The sequence below is a fragment of the Salmonella sp. SAL04202 genome (assembly GCF_046550775.1).
In the GTDB taxonomy this organism is placed as follows: domain Bacteria; phylum Pseudomonadota; class Gammaproteobacteria; order Enterobacterales; family Enterobacteriaceae; genus Salmonella; species Salmonella enterica.
The window spans coordinates 73,505-98,724 of the sequence record NZ_JBGDXK010000005.1; the positions used below are offsets into that span (position 1 = coordinate 73,505).

At 53.3% G+C, this 25,220-nt stretch carries 22 protein-coding genes and 1 pseudogene; 7 read left to right on the forward strand and 16 right to left on the reverse strand.

Features of this window, described 5'->3' with window-relative positions:
* Positions 1-10 precede the first annotated feature (10 nt).
* From glgX to asd, 3 genes are all read right to left on the reverse strand, one after another.
* Positions 11-1,987: a glycogen debranching protein GlgX gene (glgX, locus tag ACLJQJ_RS18415; RefSeq protein ID WP_050953696.1), complete on the reverse strand. Its 1,977-nt coding sequence runs from the start codon at positions 1,985-1,987 to the stop codon at positions 11-13.
* Complete coding sequence (gene glgB, locus ACLJQJ_RS18420) at positions 1,984-4,170, reverse strand: 1,4-alpha-glucan branching enzyme (RefSeq protein WP_000098553.1); 2,187 nt, start codon at positions 4,168-4,170, stop codon at positions 1,984-1,986. The genes glgX and glgB overlap by 4 nt, the downstream gene beginning before the upstream one ends.
* Before the next feature lie 346 nt (positions 4,171-4,516).
* Positions 4,517-5,623, reverse strand: a complete 1,107-nt coding sequence (gene asd, locus ACLJQJ_RS18425; RefSeq protein WP_000799940.1) for an aspartate-semialdehyde dehydrogenase — start codon at positions 5,621-5,623, stop codon at positions 4,517-4,519.
* A gap of 126 nt (positions 5,624-5,749) precedes the next feature.
* Here asd and ACLJQJ_RS18430 point away from each other — a divergent pair.
* Positions 5,750-6,124: pseudogene (locus ACLJQJ_RS18430) on the forward strand (MarC family protein); the annotation flags it as partial.
* On the opposite strand, the gene gntU reads toward ACLJQJ_RS18430, so the two are convergent.
* The 5 genes from gntU to ACLJQJ_RS18455 form a co-directional block, all read right to left on the reverse strand.
* Positions 6,047-7,387, reverse strand: coding sequence for a gluconate transporter (gene gntU / locus ACLJQJ_RS18435; protein WP_000105950.1), 1,341 nt, complete (start codon positions 7,385-7,387; stop codon positions 6,047-6,049). The pseudogene ACLJQJ_RS18430 and the gene gntU sit on opposite strands and share 78 nt — an antisense overlap.
* Positions 7,384-7,917 (reverse strand): gluconokinase, encoded by a 534-nt coding sequence (gene gntK / locus ACLJQJ_RS18440; protein ID WP_023206044.1) that lies wholly within the window; start codon positions 7,915-7,917, stop codon positions 7,384-7,386. Before gntK ends, gntU begins: the two co-directional genes overlap by 4 nt.
* Before the next feature lie 138 nt (positions 7,918-8,055).
* A complete protein-coding gene (gene gntR, locus ACLJQJ_RS18445; RefSeq protein ID WP_000730239.1) occupies positions 8,056-9,051 on the reverse strand; it encodes a gluconate operon transcriptional repressor GntR in 996 nt (331 codons plus the stop codon).
* 370 nt (positions 9,052-9,421) lie between these two features.
* Positions 9,422-10,117, reverse strand: a complete 696-nt coding sequence (locus ACLJQJ_RS18450) for a pirin family protein (protein ID WP_000639789.1) — start codon at positions 10,115-10,117, stop codon at positions 9,422-9,424.
* A 123-nt stretch (positions 10,118-10,240) separates the two neighbouring features.
* The gene (locus ACLJQJ_RS18455) at positions 10,241-11,278 is read right to left on the reverse strand and encodes an oxidoreductase (RefSeq protein ID WP_063808789.1); all 1,038 of its coding nucleotides are present in this window, start codon (positions 11,276-11,278) and stop codon (positions 10,241-10,243) included.
* Positions 11,279-11,745: 467 nt separating this feature from the next.
* Here ACLJQJ_RS18455 and yhhY point away from each other — a divergent pair, with 467 nt between their 5' ends.
* The 5 genes from yhhY to ACLJQJ_RS18480 all read left to right on the forward strand — a co-directional run bounded on the left by yhhY (position 11,746) and on the right by ACLJQJ_RS18480 (position 16,546).
* The gene (yhhY, locus tag ACLJQJ_RS18460) at positions 11,746-12,234 is read left to right on the forward strand and encodes an N-acetyltransferase (protein ID WP_001290279.1); all 489 of its coding nucleotides are present in this window, start codon (positions 11,746-11,748) and stop codon (positions 12,232-12,234) included.
* 264 nt (positions 12,235-12,498) lie between these two features.
* A complete protein-coding gene (locus ACLJQJ_RS18465) occupies positions 12,499-13,713 on the forward strand; it encodes a PfkB family carbohydrate kinase (protein WP_000667440.1) in 1,215 nt (404 codons plus the stop codon).
* A 15-nt stretch (positions 13,714-13,728) separates the two neighbouring features.
* Positions 13,729-14,490, forward strand: a complete 762-nt coding sequence (locus tag ACLJQJ_RS18470) for a glutamine amidotransferase (RefSeq protein WP_001066509.1) — start codon at positions 13,729-13,731, stop codon at positions 14,488-14,490.
* A 53-nt stretch (positions 14,491-14,543) separates the two neighbouring features.
* Complete coding sequence (locus tag ACLJQJ_RS18475; protein WP_001038949.1) at positions 14,544-15,515, forward strand: DMT family transporter; 972 nt, start codon at positions 14,544-14,546, stop codon at positions 15,513-15,515.
* Positions 15,512-16,546: a phosphotriesterase gene (locus ACLJQJ_RS18480; protein WP_017441611.1), complete on the forward strand. Its 1,035-nt coding sequence runs from the start codon at positions 15,512-15,514 to the stop codon at positions 16,544-16,546. The genes ACLJQJ_RS18475 and ACLJQJ_RS18480 overlap by 4 nt, the downstream gene beginning before the upstream one ends.
* 44 nt (positions 16,547-16,590) lie before the next feature.
* Here ACLJQJ_RS18480 and ggt read toward each other — a convergent pair whose 3' ends face one another.
* Positions 16,591-18,333: a gamma-glutamyltransferase gene (gene ggt / locus ACLJQJ_RS18485; protein WP_063808788.1), complete on the reverse strand. Its 1,743-nt coding sequence runs from the start codon at positions 18,331-18,333 to the stop codon at positions 16,591-16,593.
* Between the two features lie 125 nt (positions 18,334-18,458).
* On the opposite strand from ggt, the gene ACLJQJ_RS18490 reads away from it, so the two are divergent.
* Positions 18,459-18,875, forward strand: coding sequence for a DUF2756 family protein (locus ACLJQJ_RS18490; protein ID WP_000826041.1), 417 nt, complete (start codon positions 18,459-18,461; stop codon positions 18,873-18,875).
* On the opposite strand, the gene ugpQ is transcribed toward ACLJQJ_RS18490, so the two are convergent.
* From ugpQ to livF, 7 genes are all read right to left on the reverse strand, one after another.
* Positions 18,872-19,612 (reverse strand): glycerophosphodiester phosphodiesterase, encoded by a 741-nt coding sequence (gene ugpQ, locus ACLJQJ_RS18495; protein WP_063808787.1) that lies wholly within the window; start codon positions 19,610-19,612, stop codon positions 18,872-18,874. The genes ACLJQJ_RS18490 and ugpQ overlap by 4 nt on opposite strands.
* Positions 19,609-20,679, reverse strand: coding sequence for a sn-glycerol-3-phosphate import ATP-binding protein UgpC (locus ACLJQJ_RS18500; protein WP_000907846.1), 1,071 nt, complete (start codon positions 20,677-20,679; stop codon positions 19,609-19,611). The genes ugpQ and ACLJQJ_RS18500 overlap by 4 nt, the downstream gene beginning before the upstream one ends.
* A 2-nt stretch (positions 20,680-20,681) precedes the next feature.
* Entirely contained in the window at positions 20,682-21,527 is an 846-nt protein-coding gene (ugpE, locus tag ACLJQJ_RS18505) for a sn-glycerol-3-phosphate ABC transporter permease UgpE (protein ID WP_000572196.1), read from the reverse strand.
* A complete protein-coding gene (ugpA, locus tag ACLJQJ_RS18510; RefSeq protein ID WP_000099303.1) occupies positions 21,524-22,411 on the reverse strand; it encodes a sn-glycerol-3-phosphate ABC transporter permease UgpA in 888 nt (295 codons plus the stop codon). Before ugpA ends, ugpE begins: the two co-directional genes overlap by 4 nt.
* Positions 22,412-22,515: 104 nt before the next feature.
* The gene (ugpB, locus tag ACLJQJ_RS18515; RefSeq protein ID WP_063808786.1) at positions 22,516-23,832 is read right to left on the reverse strand and encodes a sn-glycerol-3-phosphate ABC transporter substrate-binding protein UgpB; all 1,317 of its coding nucleotides are present in this window, start codon (positions 23,830-23,832) and stop codon (positions 22,516-22,518) included.
* Positions 23,833-24,064: 232 nt separating this feature from the next.
* On the reverse strand, positions 24,065-24,343 hold the full coding sequence (locus tag ACLJQJ_RS18520) for a hypothetical protein (protein WP_000621260.1): 279 nt from the start codon (positions 24,341-24,343) through the stop codon (positions 24,065-24,067).
* Positions 24,344-24,506: 163 nt separating this feature from the next.
* Entirely contained in the window at positions 24,507-25,220 is a 714-nt protein-coding gene (gene livF / locus ACLJQJ_RS18525) for a high-affinity branched-chain amino acid ABC transporter ATP-binding protein LivF (protein ID WP_063808785.1), read from the reverse strand.

Consider the following 25,220-nt stretch of genomic DNA (forward strand, 5'->3'; position numbering starts at 1 on the left):
AACTCCTTTTTTATCCTCTCTGGAACACACACAGTCCATGCGCAGGTCCCTGCCAGACCGCCGTTATCACCGGATTATCCTCTCCAGCGAATGGGGGAACGGCGCGCCATTCCCCTTCGGGTAAAACTATATCTGTCACCTCAAGCGTGGCATTTATCGCAATCAGAAAACGGTCCGACAACAGAATTTGCATCAGCTTAGGCCCGTTTTGCCACTCATCCGCACTCAAGGGTTGCGCGTTTTTATTTAGCCAACGCACGTTGCCATCGCCTTCTTCCCACCAGCTATTGCCGGTTAAAGCCGGTATCTGCTGACGCAAACGAATCAGCGCGGCGGTAAACGTGGTTAACCCACGATTTGCCTGCTGCCAGTCCAGCCAGGTTAAGGCATTATCCTGACAATAGGCGTTATTGTTGCCGTGCTGGCTATGGCCGTGTTCATCGCCTGCCAGCAGCATCGGCGTTCCCTGAGAGAGCAGTAGCGTCGCCAGCAAGGCATGAATGCTGTCGCGCCGCCGCTCCATTAAATCAAGCGGACCGCCTAATCCTTCTTTACCATGATTGTCGCTGTAATTGCTGTTGGTGCCGTCGCGATTTTCCTCACCGTTCGCCTCATTGTGTTTCTGATTGAAACAGACGCAGTCCCGGAGCGTAAAACCGTCATGCGCCGTGAGCAGATTGACAGAGGCGCCGGGCGCGCGGCCATTGCGTTTAAACACATCGCTGGAAGCGGCGAAACGACAGGCAAACTCCCCGGTCGTCAGGTTACGCGGCAACCAGAATCGGCGGGCCGCATCGCGAAAATGATCGTTCCACTCGGCAAACGGTGGCGGAAAATTCCCGACCTGATAGCCGCCCTCGCCAATATCCCACGGTTCAGCAATCAGCTTGACCGTTGATAACACAGGACACGCTTTAATCGCGGCGAACAGCGGCGCATCCTGGCGAAACGTCGGCGTACGCCCCATGACGGACGCCAAATCAAAACGAAAACCATCGACATGACAGGTTTCCACCCAATAGCGCAAACACTCGCACGCGTATTCCACCACGCCGGGATGGCTTAAATTGAGCGTGTTGCCGCACCCCGTCCAGTTGTGATAATCGCCATCGTCCCTTATCCAATAATAGCTACGGTTATCAATTCCGCGCAGGGAGAAGGTTGGACCGTCCAGATCCAGCTCGGCGCTATGGTTTAATACGATGTCCAGAATGACCTCAATCCCCGCGCGATGCAGCGCTTTCACCGCATCGCGAAACTCGTCCAGCGCCGTCTCGGGCGAACTGGCCCAGGCGGGATGCAGCGCGAACATCGCCATCGGGTTGTAACCCCAATAATTGGTCAGTCCCATACGTTGCAGGCGCGGCTCGCTGGCAAACTGCGCCACCGGCAACAGTTCCAGCGCCGTAATGCCAAGCTGTTTGAAGTACGCCACCATGACCGGATGACCGAGCGCTTTATAGGTGCCGCGTATCTCCTGGGGGAGTTCCGGATGCAGGTAGGTAAGCCCTTTGACATGAGCTTCATAGATGACCGTTTTTCCCCACGGCGTGCGCGGCGCGGCGTCATCTTCCCAGTCATAATGGTCGCTGATTACCACGCTTTTCGGCGCCACCGCCGCGTTATCGCAGTAGTCCGGTTCATCGTGTCCGCCGTGCAACAGCGGATGATCTTTTAGTTCGCCCTCGACCCGGCGCGCATAAGGGTCAAGCAGTAACTTCGCCGGATTAAACCGATGCCCCTGCGCTGGCTGCCACGGGCCATGTACGCGATAGCCATAGCGCAAACCTGGCCTGGCGCCTGCCAGATAACCATGCCAGACATCGCCGCGACGTCCTGGCAGGTCATAGCGACGCTCATTCCCTCGGGAATCAAAAACGCACAGCTCTACGCGCTCCGCATGGGCGGAAAAGAGCGTGAAATTCACGCCATGACCGTCATACGTTGCGCCATGCGGCGTTGCTTCGCCGATCGCAAGCTGCGTCATTCCCCCTCCCGCATCAGCCAGATCGTCGCCAACGGCGGTAACGTCAGGCTAAGAGAGTGCTGACGGCCATGGCTTTCGATCTCATCGCTGTGCACCACGCCGCCATTGCCGGTGTTGCTACCGTGATAATGCATCGAATCAGTATTGAGAATTTCACGCCAGCGTCCCGGCTGGTTGATGCCAAAGCGGTAGTCGTGGCGAGGCACGGGCGTAAAGTTGCTGGCGACGATGATCTCGTTACCGGCTTTATCACGGCGTACAAAAATCAGTACCGAGCGTTCATTGTCATCGACCACCAGCCACTCAAAGCCGTAAGCATCAAAATCCAGCTCATGCAACGCTTTATGGTGGCGATAGGTGTGGTTGAGATCGCGTACCAGACGCTGAACCCCGTGGTGCCAGTTATCGCCCCCCTCCAGCAAGTGCCAGTCGAGGCTGGCGTCATGGTTCCACTCGCGTCCCTGGGCAAACTCATTTCCCATAAACAGCAGTTTCTTGCCGGGGAAGGCCCACATCCAGCCATAATAGGCGCGCAGGTTGGCAAATTTTTGCCACGCATCGCCCGGCATACGATCGAGAATGGATTTCTTGCCGTGAACCACCTCATCGTGCGACAGCGGCAGAACAAAGTTTTCGGTATGGTTGTACAACATACCAAAGGTCAGCTTGTCGTGATGATACTGGCGGTACACCGGGTCCAGCTTCATGTAGTCCAGCGTGTCGTGCATCCAACCCAGGTTCCACTTGTACCAGAACCCCAGGCCGCCCGTTTCCGGTGGACGCGTCACGCCAGAGAAGTCTGTCGACTCTTCCGCCATGCTGACCGCGCCGGGCACCTGCTCGCCAATAATGCGGTTGGTATTGCGCAGAAACTCAATGGCTTCCAGGTTTTCACGACCGCCGAACTCGTTCGGTATCCACTCGCCCTCTTTGCGGCTGTAGTCGCGGTAGATCATAGAGGCCACCGCATCGACACGCAGCGCATCAATCCCAAAACGCTCCATCCAGTACAGGGCGTTACCCACCAGATAATTACTGACTTCACGACGACCATAGTTGTAGATCAGCGTATTCCAGTCCTGGTGATAGCCCTCGCGCGGGTCGCTATGCTCATAGAGGTGGGTGCCGTCAAACTCCGCGAGGCTAAATTCATCGGACGGGAAATGGCCCGGCACCCAGTCGAGAATGACGTTAAGGCCCGCCGCATGGGCCGCATTGATGAAATAACGGAAGTCGTCCCGCGTACCAAAGCGGCGGGTCGGCGCGTAGAGGCCGGTCGGCTGGTAGCCCCAACTGCCGTCAAACGGATGTTCGTTGACCGGCAAGAGTTCAAGGTGCGTAAAGCCCATCCATTTGGCGTAAGGCACAAGCTGATCCGCCAGCTCACGATAGCTCAGCCAGAAATTGTTATCCGTATGGCGGCGCCATGAACCTAAATGCACCTCATAAATCGAGATCGGCGCATCAAACTGATTGGCTTTTTGTCGTTCTTCGCTTGGCGTCACTTTCTCCGGCAGTCCGCAAATCATCGACGCCGTTTCCGGACGCATCTGCGCCTCAAAAGCATAGGGATCGGCTTTAATGCGCAGATTACCGTTCGCATCAAGCAGCTCGAATTTATACAGTTGTCCATTATGCGCGCCGGGGATAAACAGCTCCCAAATACCGCTCTCTTTGCGCAGACGCATCGGGTGGCGACGCCCATCCCAATAGTTGAATTGCCCGACAACCGAAACGCGACGAGCATTAGGCGCCCAGACGGAGAAACGGGTGCCGGTGACGCCATCCATCGTATCGGCGTGCGCGCCCAGCGTTTCATAAGGACGCAGGTGGGTGCCTTCCGACAATAGCCAGGCATCCATTTCCTGTATTAATGGACCAAAACGGTAAGGATCGTCGATGAGGTTCTGCTGTCCGTGCCAGGTCACGGCGAGCTGATAGCGAAAGAAATTTTTACGTCGGGGTAAAACGCCGCAGAAAAAACCGCGAGCGTCGAGACATTCCAGTTTGCCGACTTTACGTCCGGTTTTGGGTTCAATCACCCATACGTCGGTGGCGTCAGGTAATAGGGCGCGGACTTCTAGTCCGGCTTGGGTCTGGTGCATTCCGAGTACGGAAAAAGGGTCCGCAAAATGTCCTGCAATTAGCGCATTAATCACGTCTCTATCGATACGACTGGACATGGTTTGTCATCCTGTTTTGTGGCGTCACTCCATCTCACTGAATTCAACATCAGGTAGTGACACTTCTTTGACCTGAACGGCGCAGCACACTGTGCATCCTATCTGCGTCGTCCTACCTTCAGGTTAGGCTTAATACCCGCGGGATTAAGCTACCCTTAAAGAATAGCCAATGCTCTGCTTAACTCCTGATAAAAATGAAACATCTGCGTTTACTCCTGTATTACGCAAAAAAAGGGTGACGATGCACCCCTGGTTTAACACAAATTTCCCCGCCGGATGGCGGCGCTGACGCGCCTTATCCGGCCTACAGAACCACACGCAGGCCCGATAAGCGCTGCAATAGCCACTACGCCAACTGGCGCAGCATTCGACGCAGCGGCTCGGCGGCGCCCCATAACAACTGGTCGCCTACGGTAAACGCCGATAAGAACTCTGGCCCCATGTTCAGCTTACGCAGACGACCAACCGGCGTAGTCAACGTGCCGGTCACCGCCGCCGGGGTTAATTCGCGCATAGTGATATCACGATCGTTCGGCACCACTTTCGCCCACGGATTATGTGCCGCCAGCAGTTCTTCCACCGTCGGAATGGATACCTCTTTTTTCAGCTTGATGGTGAACGCCTGGCTGTGACAGCGCAGCGCGCCGACGCGCACGCACAAACCATCAACCGGAATCACAGAGGCAGTATTGAGAATCTTGTTGGTTTCCGCCTGGCCTTTCCACTCTTCGCGGCTCTGGCCGTTATCGAGCTGTTTGTCGATCCAGGGGATCAGGCTTCCCGCCAGCGGTACGCCAAAGTTATCCACCGGCAGCTCGCCGCTGCGGGTCAATGCCGTAACTTTGCGTTCAATATCAAGAATTGCGGAAGACGGCGTCGCCAGTTCATCGGCGACATGGCCATACAACTGACCCATCTGGGTTAACAGCTCGCGCATATGGCGCGCGCCGCCGCCGGAGGCGGCCTGATAGGTCGCGACGGATACCCAGTCAACGAGATTATGGGCAAAGAGACCGCCCAGCGACATCAACATCAGGCTAACGGTACAGTTACCGCCCACAAAGGTCTTCACGCCATTGTTCAGGCCGTCGGTAATCACGTCCTGGTTGACCGGGTCGAGAATAATAATGGCATCATCTTTCATGCGCAGCGTAGAAGCCGCGTCAATCCAGTAACCCTGCCATCCGCTTTCGCGCAGCTTTGGATAAATTTCGTTGGTATAATCGCCGCCCTGGCAGGTCACGATGATATCGAGCGCTTTTAGCGCATCCAGATCAAAAGCGTCCTGTAGCGTGCCGGTGGAGGTGTCGCCGAAGGTGGGCGCCGCCTGTCCAAACTGGGAGGTAGAAAAGAAAACAGGGCGAATAGCGTCGAAATCGCGCTCCTCTACCATGCGTTGCATGAGAACAGAGCCGACCATTCCGCGCCAGCCGATAAAACCAACATTTTTCATAGCGTTTTTTTCCTGCAAAGAGATGTGCTGTGTATGCGCGCCAGTATCCTGTGGCGCATCCTTCACCATACAAAAAGCAGCCAAAGTCGCAAGTGAAATTAATCAATGATAGCGAAGCCATCAGTAATGCGACTTATCCTGCCTTACCGCGCAAGCAGAAAGTCCAGTGGCGATTATCAGGGAATTTGCGTTAGGAAGGGAATCATTTCCGTCGCTGTTTTATTGATCCTAATTATGGATCAGCGTAGAAATTTTCCTGCTTTTATGCGCGTACTGAAACATGGCGAGGCAAAATGTCGTTGGGCGATTGCCATGCACACCTCAATAAAAAAACCGGGTAGCGATTACGCCTTACCCGGCTTACGGTATCGATATGTGCCCGTTTCCAGGCCCGGTAAGCACCGCGCCACCGGGCAACAAGACTCAGCTCAGCAACTGAAACGCAATCATTCCGACAATCGCGCCGACCGTGCCGAGGATAGTTTCCATCATCGTCCAGGTCTTCAGCGTCTGTGCTTCGGTCGCGCCGGTAAATTTACCGAACAGCCAGAAACCGGCGTCGTTAACATGAGAAACCACAATTGAACCGCCGGCGATACAGATAGAGAGCGCAGCCATCTGCGCGCCGGAGAAATTCAGTTGCTCTATGACCGGCATCACCAGACCGACCGCGGTTAAACACGCCACGGTCGCGGAACCCTGAATGATGCGCACCGCCGCCGCCAGCACAAAGCAGGTAATGGCAATCGGCAGTCCCATACCGGTTAACGCTTCGCCCAGCGCCGGGCCGACGCCGGAGTCAACCAGTACCTGTTTGAACACCCCGCCTGCGCCAATCACCAGCAAGATAATGCCCGCCGGTTGCAGCGCGTGGCCGCAGATTTCCATCACTTTGTCTTTCGGCATCCCCTGACGCATCGCCAGGCCGTAAATCGCAACCAGACAAGCGACCAGAATCGCAGTGAAGGGGTGGCCGATAAACTCAAACCATTCGTAAGCGGTGGAACCTTCCGGCACAAAACGCGCGGCGATCGTTTTCAGCCCTACCAGCACCAACGGCAGCAGGATCAGCGACAGGCTGAAGCCGAAAGAAGGCATTTTACCTTCACCCAGATGCGGCTCGGTAATGTCGTCAGGAATACGCAGCTCAACGTAGCGGCTGATAAAATTCCCCCACAGCGGCCCGGCGATAATCATGCCAGGAATGGCGGCGCACAGCCCAATCAGGATCATCCAGCCGAAATCAGCATGCATCTGGGAAGCCAGCAGCATCGGCGCAGGCCCAGGCAACAAAAACGCCGCGGCTGCCGCCACGCCCGCAAACAGCGGAATGACCAGCTTCACCAGGTTTGTGCCTGTATGACGCGCCATAGAGAACGCCACGCTTATCAGCAGCACAATCGCCACTTCAAAGAACAGCGGAAGCGCGCAAATCAGCCCGGCCAGGCCAATTGCATAGTGCGCGCGGTTATGACCAAAGGATTTAAGCATCTTGACGGCTATCTGATCGACCGCGCCGGTTTCATGCAGAATTTTACCGAACATCGCCCCCAGCGCGACCACAATCGCCAGGAATCCCAGCGTGCCGCCCATCCCTTTTTCCATGGTCGCGGCGATTTTATCAAGCGGCATCCCTGAAAAAAGCCCCGCGCCCATTGAGACGACCATTAACGCGACGAAGGCGTGCATACGCGCCTTCATCACGAGAAACAGCAGCAGTAAGACGGAACCGACGGCGGTTAAAACCAGTGTTAATGTACTCACAGCGTACTGCCTTTATTGATGACCTCAATGGTGCTCGCCACGACGTCTTCCAGCGGCTGGTCGATATCCACCACCAGAACATCGCGTTCGTCGGCACCCGGCTCTTGCAGCGTTTCAAACTGCGTCACCAGCATCTGGGTTTTGAAGAAATGACCTTTGCGCGCTTTCAGACGGCTTTCAATGACGTCGAAATCACCTTTCAGATAGATAAAGGAGAGGTTCGGGTTTCCCTTGCGCAGCAGGTCGCGATAGTGTTTTTTCAGTGCGGAACAGACGATCAGCGAGATTTTATTGGTTCGCTGCATCGCGAAAGCGGCGTCGTTCAGCGCCTGTAACCACGGTTTGCGGTCATCATCATTCAACGGCTCGCCGGAAGCCATTTTTTCAATATTGCAGCGCGGATGCAGAAAATCGCCGTCCAGAAACGCGGCATGAAGCTGATGCGCCACGGCGCTTGCGACAGCGGATTTACCGCTGCCTGATACGCCCATCAGAACGTAAACGTGGTGATCATGATTAGTCGTGCTCAAAGCGGGCCCCCACTCTACAAGTTTCAAAATTTGTTACGGGTAACTGTTATCGGTAACATTGTCCAACCGCACCATTCACGACGCAATGACCATTCGTGCCAAAAGTGAATAAGTGTGAGCTACTTCAAAGTTGTCAGACTAAATAGATCCGCCCGGTGACAAGGTGAAACCTAAATCTAACATTTTCGGCGTGACCGTTTCGCCGCGAATGCGGGCCAACAGACGTTCCGCGCCAATGCTGCCCATTCGCTCGCGCGGCGTCAGGACGCTTGCCAGACGCGGTTCCATCACCTGGCCGATGTCATGACCGTGGAACCCGGCGATCGCCATGTCGTCCGGGATTTTTAGCCCCAGGCGCTGGCATTCGAAGGCCGCCCCCACCGCCAGGTCATCGTTGGTGCAAAAAATACCGTCAAGCTGTGGGTATTCGCGTCGCGCCTGGCGCATGAGTTCGATACCGGAAGAGTAGGATGAAGATTGCTCCATCATCACACTGTAAGGAACCAGTCCTGCGTCCCGCATCGCCTGTTCATAGCCCTTCTGCTTGATGATAGTACGTTCGTCGAGGCGCGCCCCCAGATAGGCGATATGACGATGACCACGCGCGATAATCGCGGCGGTCATCTGACGGGCGGCCTCGAAGTTGTCAAAACCGACGGCAATATCGAGACACGGCGACTGGCTGTCCATCAGTTCCACCACCGGAATCCCGGCGACTTCGATCATTTTTAAGGTGCGCGGCGTATGGGTACGCTCAGTGAGGATCAGGCCGTCGATATTCCAGGAGAGCATCGATTCCAGGCGCTCCTGCTCCATCTCCGGTTTATAGCCGTAGTGCGCCAGCATGGTCTGATACCCGTGGGCATCGGTGACGGCCTCAATGCCGCGTAACACTTCCGCAAAGACCTGGTTGGTTAAAGACGGCAGCAGAACGCCAATGGCGCGGCTGGTGGCGTTGGAAAGAATGTCAGGCGCGCGATTAGGAATGTACCCGAGCTCATCAAGCGCAGCCGCAATTTTACCCCGCAGCGCGACGGAGACCTGCTCCGGATTACGCAAAAAACGGCTGACCGTCATTTTGGTCACGCCCACACGGTCGGCCACATCCTGAAGTACGGGTCTTTTCTTTTTCATCGTCCTGAAAGGTATAAAAGGGATAGATTTGCCCAGTTTACCACGGACGTGCGTGAACCTTCGCAGAGAAAAAAAGTCGTTTTTTTATTGTGAGAAATACACAAAATCATTCGAGTTGCATCAAGGCGGCGACGCAGTGACAAATTCGTCAGGAACGAATTTGAACAACCGAAGGTTGCCTCTGGTGAGGGACAAGGATGTCCCTCAGTAAATCCCCGGGAGCGTACATTAAGTACGCGACCGGGGTGAGCGACAAATCTGCCGGGAGCAGATTTGAACGCTGCTCGCAGCGGCCCCGAAGGGGCGAGGCCTATGGATGGGCCGAGTAATAAAGCCAACACAGATGCGGCTTGAAGGATGACGTGTATTTTTAGACTGGCGGCAAGTCAAACAACAACACTTCACTGTCGCTGTCGGCATGAATCGAGATTGCCTGCTCATCCCAAATCGCCAGGCCGTCGCTGGTCGTCGCTTTGGTACCGTTAATGGTCACGTTACCTTTTACCACCTGGATCCAGACGCGGCGCTCAGCGGCAATCTGATGCACCGACTGCTCATCTTTGAGCAGCGCCCAGCGGTACAGCTCCATATCCTGGTGGACCTTCAGCGAACCATCACGAGCATCTGGCGAAAGCACCAGTTGCTTGCCCTGCGCGGCGTCGAAGCGGCGCTGTTCGTAGCGCGGCGTGATGCCGGTTTCTTGCGGAATGATCCAGATCTGGTACAGCCGCAGACGATCCGTTTTGCTCGGGTTGTACTCGGAGTGGCGAACGCCGGTCCCGGCGCTCATAATCTGGAATTCACCGGCCGGAACCTGTTCTTTATTGCCCATACTGTCCTGATGCTCCACCGCGCCTTCCAGCACATAAGTCAGGATTTCCATGTCTTTATGGGGGTGCGTGCCGAACCCCTGGCCTGCGTCGATCACATCGTCGTTAATCACACGCAGCGCCGAGAACCCCATAAAGTTCGGATCGTAATAATCGGCAAAAGAAAAGGTATGCCAGGAGTCAAGCCAGCCATGATTCGCATGACCGCGGTCGTTTGCTTTGCGTAAGTAGATCATTGTGTTCACCCCCAGATGTTTTCGATGGAATAAGTGTGGACTCATTCCGTCCGGGATCATAGAGGGTGAAAATTGACTCCTCTGTTCAAAAAATATGAACAAGCCAAGAGGAGTCTGCGCAGGCTATTTAGCGAGGGTTATCGTCGCAGGCGATGCCTGTTCGAAAGCACGTTCGAGGATTTCCAGATTGGTAAGAACTTCAGATTCCTTGACGTAATTAGGCGTACCGACGGTCAACGTCTGGTACAGCGCATCATAGACGCGACCATAGTCACCCGTTTCCGGTTTCACCTCTTCTTTCACGGTCACGCCGTCATCGTTAACATATTCCAGCACGCCGACGGATTCGTCAGCGGCGAAACCGGGTTCACCAGGCATAATGTTCGCTTTCAGGCTGGTTTCTTGTTGATCGATACCGTATTTCACAAACGAACCTTTGGTGCCGTGAACAATAAACTTCGGATAGTCGATTTTCACCAGATGGCTGGTTTTCACAATGGCTTTCAGGGCACCGTAGAACAATTGCGCTTCAAAGGTGTCATCCGGATTCGCTTTATTACGCAGGCTACGAATGTCATACGCGACATGATCCGGGCGGCCAAATAGCGAAATAATTTGATCCATGGTGTGGACGCCAAGTCCGTAGAAAGCGCCGTCCTGCGGCAGGCCCGGTTTGGTTTCTGCTACCGGGCGGTAATAATCGAAATGGCTTTCAATTTCGACAATCTTGCCCAGTTTGCCGCTCTCAATCGCTTTTTTAGCAGTAAGAAAACAGGAATCAAAACGCCGATTCTGATACGGCGTGACGGTCAGTCCTTTGCTTCGCGCCAGGTCGAACAACACTTTTGCCTCCGCCAGCGTCGGCGTGAAAGGTTTCTCAACCAGCACATTTTTACCCGCTTCCAGCGCGCGTTTGGCGTATTCGAAATGGCTGTCAGCATGCGTACAGACGATCACCAGTTTTACCTGCGGATCGCCCAACACCTCATCCAGATCGCTGGTGAAGTGAATATGTGAATACTGCGGCGCCTGCTCTTCCGGTTTAGCGTGACGACGGAAAATATGCGCGACATGCCAGGTATCTTTCCGATTCAGAACATAGGGGAGATGGTAACGGGTGGTACTTTTGCCGAATCCAATAAATGCGCAGTGTAAGGTCATGAGACGATCCTTTTGAAGATGATTGTTTACACCATAGCGCAAAGCGTGAGGAGACTGAATGTTGGATTCTTTGACGGTGGCGGAGAAGACTTTTCGGGCCTACAAAAGCAGATGCCTCAAGATCGGGCGTAAGTGGCGCAGGCAGATTGTTCACGGCAAGCGCGCAGGGCCCGGAGCGTACTAAATGTACGTGAGGAGCACGAGCACTTCCCGGGGACAAAATGACAAGTAAGCCAGGCTGAAACAAAACCCAAAAAAAAAGCCAGCAAAAGCTGGCTAAAGTAATACTGGAAGCAATGTGAGCAATGTCGTGCTTTCAGGTTCTCCGTAGGGGTTCCCCTGAACGCAAGGCAATAATAATCATTCTCATTCGCACTTGTCTACTTCTTTTTGCAAAAAAATGCGGTTGACGGAATTTTCTTTCTCAGCGAGTGTAAATACACAATTACCCCTGCAGGAGATAAGGAATGAGTGAAATAGTGATACGCCACGCTGAACCGAAAGATTACGACGCCATTCGTCAGATCCACGCCCAGCCGGAGGTGTACCACAACACGCTACAGGTTCCTCATCCTTCCCTCGAAATGTGGCAGGCGCGGCTAACCGAGCAAGCCGGGGTTAAACAACTGGTTGCCTGCATTGACGATATTGTCGTTGGCCATCTTTCTATTCAGGTCACCCAACGTCCCCGTCGCAGCCACGTGGCCGATTTTGGTATCTGCGTGGATGCCCGGTGGCACAATCGCGGCATTGCCAGCGCGCTGATCCGCACGATGATCGACATGTGTGACAACTGGCTGCGCGTCGAGCGTATTGAGCTAACGGTGTTTGTTGATAACGAGCCCGCGGTGGCGGTGTATAAGAAGTACGGCTTTGAAATCGAAGGCACTGGTAAGAAATACGGCCTGCGCAACGGTGAGTACGTTGATGCGTACTTTATGGCGCGCGTGAAATAGCGCTTCCCCGCCCCACCTTGTGGGGCGAAACGTCACAAACCTTCACAACATTCCAGTTATTGCAACCTACTTCCCCTATATCAAAACAATAACCACCTGAATTTCATGGTTATTACCACTTTAAGCTTTATCACCGTTTTTTCCGTAATTTTAGCAATATTAATATTACATTTTTGTTTTTTTTTGGTTTCTGCCATCACTTTATGGTGACAATCACAACAATATACTCCTCCCGGGACTAATTTAACCACGGTGAGGTAAAAAATGAAATTTGAACGCCATCATAGAATATTGAAGGAACTCAGTATTTCGGGAGTTGTAAAAGTTTCAAATCTGGCGAAAAGTCTCAAGGTAACAAAGGAAACTATTCGTTCAGATCTCAATGAACTTGCCGGACAGGGATATCTTACTCGCTGTCATGGTGGTGCATTTATTACCCTTGATTCTCTTGATAACGTCGCAAAAAATGAAATTGCTTATGTGCTGGAAAAATATGAATCAGCGCAGAAAATAAAAAAAGGTCTCTCTGCCATGAAAAATAATGTATGTGTTATTGGCTCGTTCAATGTTGATATTATCAGTTATCTACCGAGATTACCCTCAACGGGAGAATCATTGCTGGCCGATAAATTTATTTTTTCACCCGGCGGTAAGGGATGTAATCAGGCATTAGCAGCAAGCTATGCCGACTCTGATGTGCATTTTATTACTAAAGTCGGCTCAGATCATTTTAGTGATTACGCCATTAATTTTATAAACTCATCAAAAATCCATAAAAGTGTTATCTACCAGACCAAAGAAACACAAACAGGTACAGCAACCATCATGGTGAATGGAGATACCGGAGATAACGTCATCGCTATCTACCCTGGCGCCAACATGACAATCTCCCCTGATGAAATCACCATTCAGAAAGAAGCCATTGTTCATTCAGATATTGTTCTTGTGCAACTGGAAACGAATTACGAAGCACTGCAGCAAACAATTCGTCTCGCACAAAAAAATGACATACCGGTTATTATCAATCCAGCTCCGTACAATGACATGGTTAACACCATCATTGATAACATTGACTATATTACGCCAAATGAAACGGAAGCAGGCCTGCTGGCCAATATGGCGGTTAATGATATCGAATCAGCTAAATGCGCGGCCAAAATTATTCATCAGAAAGGTGTCAAAAATACCATTATTACGTTAGGTAGCAAAGGTTCTCTCGCTTATGACGGAACACAATTCATCTATTCCCCGGCATTTCCGGCAGTTGTAAAAAATACGGCGGGAGCGGGTGACGCTTTCAATGGCGCCCTCGCATCTGGTCTTGCAAAAGGAAAGTCACTGGCATCCGCATTGTGCTACGCCAGCGCATTTGCCTCACTTGCGGTTGAAACGCCTAATGCCTCTGATATGCCGGAAAACGACTCCGTTCTTCATCGTATTCAGGGTTCACATTACAAACAAACTATCTCTACTCACTAAATCAAGGAGCAGACTATGAACAATACGCAGAAAAAACTAAAGGTGCTCTTTATTGGAGAATCCTGGCATATTCATATGATTCATTCAAAAGGTTATGACAGTTTCACCTCCAGTAAATATGAAGAAGGCGCTACATGGTTACTGGAATGCTTGAGGAAAGGCGGCGTTGATATTGATTACATGCCTGCCCACACGGTACAAATTGCCTTTCCAGAGAGTATTGACGAATTAAACCGTTACGATGTGATTGTTATTAGCGACATTGGTAGTAATACCTTCCTGTTGCAAAACGAGACATTTTATCAGCTAAAAATAAAACCAAACGCTCTGGAGTCCATTAAAGAGTACGTCAAAAATGGCGGTGGACTACTCATGATTGGCGGTTATCTGTCATTTATGGGTATTGAGGCAAAAGCCAATTATAAGAACACCGTTCTTGCTGAGGTTCTGCCAGTTATTATGCTTGATGGCGATGACCGGGTAGAAAAGCCCGAGGGTATCTGTGCTGAGGCTGTCTCACCTGAACATCCTGTTGTTAACGGGTTCTCAGATTATCCGGTATTTCTTGGATATAACCAGGCCGTCGCCAGAGACGATGCCGATGTCGTATTAACAATAAATAATGACCCATTGTTAGTGTTCGGTGAATACCAACAGGGTAAAACCGCCTGCTTTATGAGTGACTGCTCCCCACACTGGGGAACCCAGCAGTTTATGTCATGGCCATTTTATACCGACCTGTGGGTCAACACGCTTCAATTCATCGCCAGAAAATAAAAAACAATGGAGTAACGAAAGTTACTCCTTTTATAAAATATAAGGATTGATGTATGAACAAGAATAAGTACTCAACCCCCTTACTGATGCTTGCCACCATCTTAGCCGGTATGCTTTCCCCGATGCAGTCTGCCGTTAATGGGCAGTTAGGACATTGGTTACAAGACGGTAATGCTTGCGCAGTAATCTCGTTTGCCAGCGGTCTGGTCGTCATGTTTTTTATTATTATTGCGCGCAAAGAAACACGCCAGCAATTCGCCTCAATCCCTACTCTGATTAAAAAGAGAAAAATCCCGCTATGGAATTGGTTTGCAGGATTATGCGGGGCTATGGTCGTATTTTCTGAAGGCGCATCCGCCAGCGCGCTGGGCGTTGCCACCTTTCAAACGGCATTAATTTCTGCCCTGCTTCTTTCCGGCCTGCTGTGCGACCGTTTTGGCATCGGTGTGGAGGAGAAGAAATATTTTACGCCATGGCGCATTACTGGCGCATTGTTCGCCGTTATCGCCACCATTTTTGTCGTGTCGCCACAGTGGCACTCAACCTCGTTTATCCTGCTCGCTATCCTCCCCTTTTTGGCAGGGTTACTCGCTGGCTGGCAGCCTGCGGGGAATGCGAAAGTCGCCGAGGCAACGGGCTCCATGCTGGTGTCCATTACATGGAACTTCATCGTCGGCTTTTGTGTCCTGGGCGCAGCGCTGGCGATACGTATCGCATTAGGCCATGTCACCATTCAGTTACCCGATACATGGTGGATGTATCTCGGTGGTCCGCTGGGTCTGCTGTCCATCGGGCTAATGGCGATTCTGGTGAGAGGCTTAGGGCTATTGATGCTGGGCGTAGCGTCAACAGCAGGCCAACTGCTTGGCTCAGTGCTAATTGATGAATTGATCCCTTCATTAGGCAATACGGTCTACCTGGTCACCATCATCGGTACGCTGTTCGCGTTAGTCGGTGCGATTGTGACCACCATCCCTGAATACAGAGCATCCAAAATGGCGCAAAGAATGGAGGTGTCAGAATGAAAGGTTTCCTGCAAACCGTAACAGGCCCGGTGGCGCATACGGATATGGGGCTGACGCTACCGCATGAACATCTGTTTAACGATCTGTCTTCGGTCGTAGACGAGCCACATTATGCTTTTTCTCAGCAACTGGTGGGAAAGAAAGTCAGTGCTGACCTGCAGTGGGGGCTGAAACACGACCCATACTGCTGCGCCGATAACATGGACCGCAAAGAGATTGATGATGTTATCTTCGAAATCAATAACTTTATGTCTTTGGGCGGCAGGACGATTGTCGACGCCACCGGTTCAGAATCCATTGGACGGGACGCCTCAGCGCTACGAGAAGTTGCCTTAAAAACGGGTTTGAATATCGTTGCGTCATCCGGACCTTATCTGGAGAAATTTGAAAGTACCCGGATCCATAAACCTGTTGAGCTGTTAGCCTCACTCATTGATAAAGAACTGAATCAGGGTATTGGCGAGACGGATATTCGCGCTGGCATGATCGGTGAAATCGGCGTATCCCCCGCGTTTACCCAAGCGGAGCGTAACAGCCTGCGGGCAGCGTCTCTGGCACAATGTAACAACCCCCATACGGCGATGAATATCCATATGCCGGGGTGGCTGCGGCTGGGGGATGAGGTGCTGGATATCGTGCTGGAAGAAATGAACGTCTCTCCGGCAAAAGTCTCGCTGGCGCATTCGGACCCTTCAGGAAAAGATGTCGTCTATCAACGTAAAATGCTCGACCGTGGCGTATGGCTTGAATTTGACATGATTGGTCTGGACATCACCTTCCCAAAAGAAGGTGTCGCGCCGGGCGTTCAGGAGACCGCAGATGCAGTAGCGAATCTGATTGCACTGGGTTACGCCGACCAAATCGTTTTAAGCCATGATGTTTTTCTCAAACAGATGTGGGCGAAAAATGGCGGAAATGGCTGGGGGTTTGTCCCGAATGTCTTCCTCGCCTATCTGGCTGCTCGCGGAGTAGACAACGATACTCTGCACAAGCTTTGTATTGATAATCCAGCCCGATTGCTCACGGCATAATCTGCAAATAGCCCGGTGTCTGACACCGGGCCTGGAATTAAAAATCAGTATCCCGCCGTTAAATCATTCACCGAACGCGGGTCAGACGCGCCATACAGTTCACCATCCGGTCCAACCATAATACTTTGGGTGCTGCCCATCGCTTCTTTCAGCGCCACTTTCTGCCCTTTCTGTTCCAGCAACTTCAGCGTATCGGGACTGAAGCCCTTTTCTACCCGCAGTTCGTCCGGCAACCATTGATGATGGAAGCGCGGTGCGTTGGTCGCTTCGGCGACGTTCATGCCAAAATCAATGCTGTTCACTACCATTTGCAGCACAGTAGTGATGATTCGACTCCCGCCAGGACTGCCGGTCACCAGCCAGGTTTTGCCGTCTTTTACCACGATAGTGGGCGACATCGACGACAGCGGACGCTTCTTCGGACCGACCGCGTTAGCATCGCCGCCTACCAGGCCATAAACATTAGGTACACCGGGTTTAGCAGAAAAATCATCCATTTGATTATTCAGCAGAATACCGGTATTTCCCGCCACAATTCCTGTGCCGAAGGTGGTGTTCAGGGTATAGGTCACCGCCACAGCATTGCCGTCTTTATCCACCACCGAGAAGTGGGTGGTCTGGTTGCTTTCATACGGGGCGAGCTTGCCCGGTTTTATCTGGCTGGAAGGTTTGGCCTTGTTGATATCAATTTGATCGGCCAGCGTTTTCGCATAGGCTTTGTTGGTCAGCGCCTGCCACGGCACTTTCACAAAGTCCGGATCGCCCAGATACTCTGAGCGGTCAGCGTAGGCGTATTTTTCCGCTTCCGCCATGATTTGCATGGCATCGGCGCTGCCAAAGCCGTACTTCTTCATGTCGAAATTTTCGAGGATATTCAGGATCTGTACGATGTGAATACCGCCCGAGGATGGCGGCGGCATGGAGAAGACCTGATACCCGCGATAGTCACCGCTGATTGGCGTACGCTCAACGGCTTTATAATTGGCTAAATCCTCTTTGGTCATCAGACCGCCGTTCTTCTGCATTTCCCCGGCAATCTGGTCGGCAATCGCCCCTTTATAAAACGCAGCCGGGCCGTTTTCGGCAATCATTTCCAGGCTTTTCGCCAGATTCTTCTGGACCAGCTTATCGCCTTTTTTCAGCGGCTCGCCGTCTTTCCAGAAAATGGCTTTGCTGTTCTCATGGTTGGGGATCACTTCGCTGCCGTAAGTTTTTAAGTCGTCGGCCAGCGCATCGTTAACCACAAAACCCTCTTCCGCCAGCTTCATCGCCGGACGCACCACTTTATTCAGCGGCATCGTGCCGTATTTCTCCAGCGCCAGCGAGAACCCCGCCACGGTACCTGGCGTACCGGATGCCAGATGCGACGTCAGCGACTTTTTCGCATCGGCGTTACCCTGATCGTCGAGGAACATATCACGGGTCGCGCCAGCCGGCGCCATTTCACGAAAATCAATCGCCGTAGTGTTACCGTCTTTGGTGCGCAGCAGCATAAATCCCCCGCCGCCCAGATTCCCGGCTTGCGGATGCGTGACAGCCAGCGCATAGCCCACGGCGACGGCGGCATCCACGGCATTACCGCCCTGCTTTAAGATATCCACGCCAACCTGCGTCGCCATTGCATCCACGGACGCCACCATCCCTTGCGTCGCCCGCACAGGATGAAAGACATCTTCTTCAACACCATAGGAGACTGGCGGCGCGACGGGAGGATTGGCCACCGCGCTAAACGTCCCCCCGGCCAGCAGAGCGGCGATCGCCACCCAGCGCATAAACGTTGGTTTCATCGTTGTTTTTCTCCAGATAAATGGGTGTATGTCCCGTTTAATCCTGGTCCACAACGCTTAAAAAATCATCATCATGGCGAAATAGAGGTACACTTAAAAAGAGGCCTCATCGGGAGGAGACGACAATGAAACGCTTACTACTTATTACGGCTTTGTTACCCTTTGCTGTATTGGCCCAGCCAATTAACACTATGAATAATCCTAATCAGCCAGGTTATCAGATCCCCAGCCAGCAGCGTATGCAGACGCAGATGCAAACGCAGCAGATTCAGCAGCAGGGTATGTTGAAACAACAGATGCAAACGCAGGCGCGCAGCCAGCAGCAAAATCTACAGTCGCAGTTGAATGCCAATACGCAGCGGGTTCAGCAGGGACAGCCGGGCAACGGTATGCTCGGTCAGCAAACGCTGCCCAATACGCAGGGCGGAATGCTCAGCGGCAGCGGAAATCCGGACCGGATGCTAAACCATTCCCAGCCAATGTTGCAGCAGGACAGCGGGACGCCGCAGCCTGACATCCCGCTGAAAACTATCAGCCCTTAAAACTGAAAGTGAGGGCCGATGTCATCAATGCGATCGGTGCAGATACAATCCACGCCCCAGCGCAGCAGCTCTGCCGCCCGCTGGGGCTGATTGACGGTATACACCAGAATCCGCAGACCCGCGGCCTTAATCTCTTGCACTCGCGTCTCATCGAGTAATTTATGGTTGAGATGGAGGGAAACACAGCCCAGACGGGTCGTCAGTTCACGCCAGTCTTCACGCCATTTATCCAGCAGTAACCCGCGCGGCAGTTCAGGTGCTGCCGCCTGCGCCGCCTCCAGCGCCTCTATCTCAAAGGAAGAAAGCAGCGGCGGCGTCATCCCGGCCCACAGTTCGCGGGCGGCCAACGCCACGACGCGTCCTGTTAGCTTTCCGCTCTCCGTTGTCGGTTTGATCTCAATATTCGCCATCATGCCGTGTTTACGGCAGCGCTCCGCCACCTGCGAGAGCAGCGGCAGCGGCTCGCCTTTAAATTCGCCGCTAAACCAACCGCCAGCGTCCACACGCAATAAATCCTGCCAGTTCAACTCGCCCGCCACGCCCCAACCGTTGCTGGTGCGCTCCAGGTTATCGTCATGCAGCAGGAAAATTTCGCCGTCTTTCGACAGCTTGGCATCAAACTCAATCATGGTGTGCCCGTATCGCGCGCCCACGTCAATCGCCGCCAGAGTGTTTTCCGGCGCCAGTTTACCGCCGCCGCGATGGGCGACAATGTGGGGATAAGGCCAGTTACTCATACACGTTGTCCTGTTTCGCCATCAAAAAGATGCCGCTGATGTTCCGGCAGATGCAGCCATAGCGTACTGCCCGCCGCCGGGCGCTGCTGATGCGCCAACCGCACCACCAGTTTCTGATCGCCCCAGCGCCCATGCGCCAGATTATCCGCGCCCAGAATCTCCAGCGTGTCTACCGTTAACGGCACGCCGCCTTCCGCCTGCGAGCTTAACGCAATATGCTCCGGGCGGATACCCAGCGTCATTTTACGTCCGGCATGACCCCGATAGTCCGCACTTATCGGCAACGCCAGACCGCCAGGCAATTCGAAACGGTCGCCGGAAGCGCTGATAACGCCGTCCAACAGATTCATCGCCGGGCTGCCAATAAAGCTCGCCACGAAGCGACTGGCCGGTTTTTCATACACCTCTACCGGCGTGCCAATCTGTTCTGCGACGCCTTTATTCATCACCATCACCCGCTGGGCCAGCGTCATCGCCTCTACCTGATCGTGAGTAACATAGAGCGAGGTGGTACGAAGGCGACGATGCAGATGTTGTAACTCCAGACGCATCTGCACGCGCAGCTTGGCGTCGAGGTTAGAGAGCGGTTCGTCGAATAAGAAGACTGCCGGCTCGCGGACGATCGCGCGCCCCATTGCCACGCGCTGCCGTTGACCGCCGGAAAGCTCGCGTGGACGGCGTTTAAGCAGGCCGTCCAGCTCCAGAATGCGCGCCGCCTCCCGCACGCGTTCTTCAATATGCGCTTTGCTCATACCGCGAATTTTTAGTCCCCACGCCATGTTCTCCTCTACGCTCATATGGGGATAGAGAGCATAGTTCTGAAATACCATCGCGATGCCGCGATCTTTGGGCTCCATCTCGGTGACACGTTTGCGATCAATCCAGATATCGCCGCTGGTCACGCGTTCCAGACCGGCCACCATCCGCAACAACGTTGATTTGCCGCAGCCGGACGGCCCGACCATCACGATAAATTCGCCATCCGCCACGTCCAGCGTCAGCGGTTGAATGACCTGGGTTTTGCCGTCCCAGCTTTTGGTTACTGCCTGTAGTTTTAAACCAGCCATTTTTATTTCTCACTGTCCACTAAACCACGCACAAACGCCCGTTGCATGGCTAACACAATTACGACCGGAGGGATAAGGGTGAGCAGCATTGCCGCCATCACCTGGTTCCATTGCGTGGTACCTTCGCCGGTGGCGATCATCCCTTTGATACCCGCTACGGCAGTGCCAAGATTCACGTCGGTGATAATCAACAGCGGCCACAGATACTGGTTCCAGCCGTAGATAAAGGTGATGACGAATAACGCCGCCAGGTTGGTTTTTGACAGCGGCAACACGATGTCGCGGAAAAAGCGCATCGGCGACGCGCCGTCAATACGGGCCGCCTCCACCAGTTCATCCGGAAGCGTCATGAAGAACTGACGAAACAGGAAAGTGGCGGTAGCGGACGCCATCAGCGGTAGCGTCAGACCGGCATAGCTGTCGAGCATTTTCAGGTTGGCGATCACTTCCACCGTCGGGAAGATACGCACTTCAACCGGCAGCATCAGGGTGATAAAAATCATCCAGAAGAACAGGTTACGCAGGGGAAAACGAAACCAGACGATGGCGAATGCGGAAAGCATAGATACCGTGATTTTGCCTACCGTAATGCTGAACGCCATAATGAAACTGTTAAGCATCATCAGCCAGAATGGCGCGCTATTAACACCGACGCCGTTGACCCAAATAGTTTTGATATTCTCCAGTAACTGCGTGCCGGGAAGCAGCGTCATCGGCGTCTCAAACACCGCGCGGTCGTCCAGCGTCGCCGCGACAAACGCGACATACAGCGGAAACAAAATGACCGCGATCCCCAGAATCAGCATGGTATGGCTGAATATTGTCAGCCCGCGACGATTCTCTATCATTGGTAACGCACCTTACTTTCCACATAGCGGAACTGCACCACCGTCAGAATGATGACGAGGAACATCAACACCACCGACTGCGCGGCGGACGCCGAGAGATCCAGGCCGGTAAACCCTTCGCGATATATCTTATAAATCAGCGTCGTGGTGGCTTGTACCGGCCCGCCGGCGGTCGCGGCGTCGATCACCGGGAAGGTGTCGAAAAAGGCGTACACCAGGTTGACCACCAGCAGGAAGAAACTGACCGGCGCAATAAGCGGCAAAGAAAGCCGGAAGAAACGACGAATCGGCCCGGCGCCGTCAATGGCCGCCGCTTCCACCAGCGAGCGGGGAATGGATTGCAGCGCGGCAAAGAAGAATAAAAAGTTGTAACTAATCTGCTTCCAGACTGACGCAAATACCACCAGGAACATCGCCTGACCGCTGTTTTGCGCGTGGTTCCAGTCATAGCCGAATTCGCCAAGGAAATGGGTGATTAATCCCCGCCCCGGGTTAAACAGGAAAATCCACAATACGGCGGCGACGGCGGGCGCGACGGCATAAGGCAGCAGCATCAGCGTCTGATAAAAACGGCTGCCGCGCACCACGTAATCCACCAGGGCGGCGAAAAACAGCGAGACCAGCAGGCCGCTAAACGTGACCAGCGCGCTGAATTTAATCGTCGTCCAGAAGGCGTCGAGATAATAACTGTCGTGAAAAAGCGCGACGAAATTCTCCAGCCCGACAAATTGGCTGGAAAAACCAAACGGATCGACGCTTTGCAGCGAATACCACAGCGCTTCGCCCGCAGGCCAGATAAAGAAAATAACGGTGATAACCAACTGCGGGGCAACCAGTAAATACGGCAGCCAGCGCGAGCGGAACACCGGACGGGATGATGACATGAAGGTTCTTTTCCTGGAAGGTGCCGGATGGCGGTGCAAGCACCTTATCCGGCCTACAAACGCTGTAGGCCTGATAAGCGCAGCGCCACCAGGCACTTATACACTTAAGATTTGCTCGCTTTCTCAAAACGACGCAGCAACTGATTCCCGCGATCCACTGCGGTATCCAACGCCTGTTGTGGGGTTTTCTTCCCGGTCCAGACGCTTTCCAGCTCTTCGTCCACGATGGTACGAATCTGCGGCATATTGCCCAGACGCAAGCCTTTGGTGAAGGGTAACGGCGGCTTATTCAACATCTGGCGAGTGGCGATATCCGCACCGGGGTTTTTATCGTAATAACCCTGCTCGCGGGTCAGCTCGTAGGCGGCGGTGGTAATCGGCAGGTAGCCGGTTTTTTGATGCCATTCAGCAGCGTTTTCCGGTTTTGCCAGGAAGTCGAGGAATTTGGCGACGCCGGTATAGGTTTCTTTATCTTTACCCTGCATGACCCATAGGCTGGCTCCGCCGATAATGGCGTTTTGCGGCGCGCCCTTGATATCAGCGTCGTACGGCATCATACCCACGCCATAGTTAAATTTGGCATACTGGCGGATATTGGCGAGCGAGCCGGAGGACGCGGTTGTCATCGCGCAGTCACCGTTATAAAACTTCTCGGTAGACTCGTCCTTACGCCCAACATAGCTAAAATCGCCTTTTTTATTCATCTCTTCCAGCAGCGCGATATGTTTCACCTGCTCTGGCTTATTAAACTCCAGCACCGCGTCTGTACCGTCAAAGCCATTGTTTTTACTGGCAAAGGGGAGACCGTTCCAGGCGCTGAAGTTTTCCAGTTGGATCCAGCCTTGCCAGCCGCTGGCGTAACCGCATTTCATGCCTGCCGCTCTCAGTTTCGCGGTATAGTCAGCCAGCTCCTGCCAGGTTTTCGGCGGCTGTTCCGGATCTAAACCGGCTTTCTTAAAGGCGTCTTTGTTGTAGTACAGTACCGGCGTGGAGCTGTTAAAGGGCTGGGAGAGCAGATGCCCGCTTTTAGCATCGGTGTAGTAGCCTGCAACGGTCGGTACAAACTGGGACTCGTCAAAGTTAATACCGGCGTCTTTAAACACTTCATAAACCGGCTTAATGGCTTTCGAGGCCATCATGGTCGCTGTCCCAACCTCATAAACCTGCAATATTGCCGGCGCGTTGCCGGTACGGAATGCCGCGATCCCGGCGCTCAGGTTCTGTTCATAGTTCCCCTTATAGACCGGAACGATTTTGTAATCCGGATTGGTCTGGTTGAAACGTTGCGCCAGTGAATCAACTTCTTTGCCTAACTCCCCTTCCATTGAATGCCAGAATGGAATAGTGGTGACGGCCAACGCCTGACCCGTAAATGCCAGACTCAGCGCCAGTCCTAAAGCTGTATGTCGTAACGATATCATCGGTTATCTCTCTTTTTGTGCCGGGATGCGCGATATCACGCGTTTTATGTTCGCGGGGGTAACATGACATGCTCGAATGACAGAAAAATAACTTTTTTATTACAAAAAAAAGATAGTAAGGCGACAGAGAGATGGCAAGGCAGTGAAAGCGCCGGAAAAGAAAAGTGGGAGCTACGGCACGTCTGACAGCGTAATGCTGACCAGACATGCGTTATTTGGCTGGCGTCAGCAGTTAATCACGATGAGAATACTTTTTGTACAGATTTTGTAAGCGCCGCTGATCTCGCCGCTCGCGTTCACGCTGAATGTCGGATTTTTCATCCTCCCACGTTGCACAATCCGGATGATGACGCACTTCGCAGGTCGTTGCGGCCAGTGGATAAGGCGTTGCGGTTTCTTCTTGCCAGATAGCAGGATCGCGGGGATCAAAATCGTTTGAGGTTAAGGCGTTAACACTGAACGAAGCCGCGAACAACAGCGTTCCCATTATGCAGGCGCCTGAACGTATCATCCTTGCTCCTTCTTTGGTGGTTATAGTTGATAACTATTCTCAACTATAACATATTGGTACGAAAAATGTTCTACTGATTTGCCGAATGCCGAGTAATCCGCCAGGTCCGGTAAGCGGTAGCGCCACCGGGCGCGTTTGCCAGATGGCAGCTGTAAACTGCGCCTTATCCGCCCAGATAGGCGCTGCGCACCGCTGCGTTCGCCAGCAGTGCATCACCAGTATCGGATAGCACCACGTGGCCGTTTTCCAGCACATAACCGCGGTCGGCGAGCTTCAGCGCCTGGTTGGCGTTCTGCTCGACAAGGAAGATGGTCATACCCTGCTCGCGCAACTGCTCAATGGTGTCGAAGATCTGCTGGATGATGATCGGTGCCAGCCCCAGCGACGGTTCATCCAGCAGCAATAGCCTCGGCTGGCTCATCAGCGCGCGGCCAATCGCCAGCATCTGCTGTTCGCCGCCGGACATGGTGCCCGCTCGCTGGATACGGCGTTCATGCAGGCGCGGAAACAGCTCGTACACCCATTTGATACGCTCCTGAAACCGATCGCGCTCGGCAAAAAAACCGCCCATCGCCAGATTCTCTTCCACCGTCATCCGCGAGAAGACGCGCCGCCCTTCCGGCACTATCGCCACCGCTTCACGCATGATTTTCGCCGTCTGCCAGTCGGTGATGTCTTTACCATCAAACACCACCCGTCCGCTGGAGGCGCGCGGATCGCCGCACAAGGTGCCAAGCAGCGTCGTTTTCCCCGCGCCGTTAGCGCCAATCAGGGTAACGATTTCCCCCTGGTTGATGTGCAGACTGACGTCGTGCAGCGCCTGAATCTTGCCGTAGTGGGCGCTGACTTTTTCAAACGTTAACATCGTTTTTTCCAT

What these genes read in the sequence shown, in the direction of transcription:
- glgX (WP_050953696.1), bottom strand. Translation starts at nt 1,987, where the DNA reads ATGACGCAGCTTGCGATCGGCGAAGCAACGCCGCATGGCGCAACGTAT.
- glgB (WP_000098553.1), bottom strand. Translation starts at nt 4,170, where the DNA reads ATGTCCAGTCGTATCGATAGAGACGTGATTAATGCGCTAATTGCAGGA.
- asd (WP_000799940.1), bottom strand. Translation starts at nt 5,623, where the DNA reads ATGAAAAATGTTGGTTTTATCGGCTGGCGCGGAATGGTCGGCTCTGTT.
- gntR (WP_000730239.1), bottom strand. Translation starts at nt 9,051, where the DNA reads ATGAAAAAGAAAAGACCCGTACTTCAGGATGTGGCCGACCGTGTGGGC.
- ACLJQJ_RS18450 (WP_000639789.1), bottom strand. Translation starts at nt 10,117, where the DNA reads ATGATCTACTTACGCAAAGCAAACGACCGCGGTCATGCGAATCATGGC.
- ACLJQJ_RS18455 (WP_063808789.1), bottom strand. Translation starts at nt 11,278, where the DNA reads ATGACCTTACACTGCGCATTTATTGGATTCGGCAAAAGTACCACCCGT.
- yhhY (WP_001290279.1), top strand. Translation starts at nt 11,746, where the DNA reads ATGAGTGAAATAGTGATACGCCACGCTGAACCGAAAGATTACGACGCC.
- ACLJQJ_RS18465 (WP_000667440.1), top strand. Translation starts at nt 12,499, where the DNA reads ATGAAATTTGAACGCCATCATAGAATATTGAAGGAACTCAGTATTTCG.
- ACLJQJ_RS18470 (WP_001066509.1), top strand. Translation starts at nt 13,729, where the DNA reads ATGAACAATACGCAGAAAAAACTAAAGGTGCTCTTTATTGGAGAATCC.
- ACLJQJ_RS18475 (WP_001038949.1), top strand. Translation starts at nt 14,544, where the DNA reads ATGAACAAGAATAAGTACTCAACCCCCTTACTGATGCTTGCCACCATC.
- ACLJQJ_RS18480 (WP_017441611.1), top strand. Translation starts at nt 15,512, where the DNA reads ATGAAAGGTTTCCTGCAAACCGTAACAGGCCCGGTGGCGCATACGGAT.
- ggt (WP_063808788.1), bottom strand. Translation starts at nt 18,333, where the DNA reads ATGAAACCAACGTTTATGCGCTGGGTGGCGATCGCCGCTCTGCTGGCC.
- ACLJQJ_RS18490 (WP_000826041.1), top strand. Translation starts at nt 18,459, where the DNA reads ATGAAACGCTTACTACTTATTACGGCTTTGTTACCCTTTGCTGTATTG.
- ugpQ (WP_063808787.1), bottom strand. Translation starts at nt 19,612, where the DNA reads ATGAGTAACTGGCCTTATCCCCACATTGTCGCCCATCGCGGCGGCGGT.
- ACLJQJ_RS18500 (WP_000907846.1), bottom strand. Translation starts at nt 20,679, where the DNA reads ATGGCTGGTTTAAAACTACAGGCAGTAACCAAAAGCTGGGACGGCAAA.
- ugpE (WP_000572196.1), bottom strand. Translation starts at nt 21,527, where the DNA reads ATGATAGAGAATCGTCGCGGGCTGACAATATTCAGCCATACCATGCTG.
- ugpA (WP_000099303.1), bottom strand. Translation starts at nt 22,411, where the DNA reads ATGTCATCATCCCGTCCGGTGTTCCGCTCGCGCTGGCTGCCGTATTTA.
- ugpB (WP_063808786.1), bottom strand. Translation starts at nt 23,832, where the DNA reads ATGATATCGTTACGACATACAGCTTTAGGACTGGCGCTGAGTCTGGCA.
- ACLJQJ_RS18520 (WP_000621260.1), bottom strand. Translation starts at nt 24,343, where the DNA reads ATGATACGTTCAGGCGCCTGCATAATGGGAACGCTGTTGTTCGCGGCT.
- livF (WP_063808785.1), bottom strand. Translation starts at nt 25,220, where the DNA reads ATGGAAAAAACGATGTTAACGTTTGAAAAAGTCAGCGCCCACTACGGC.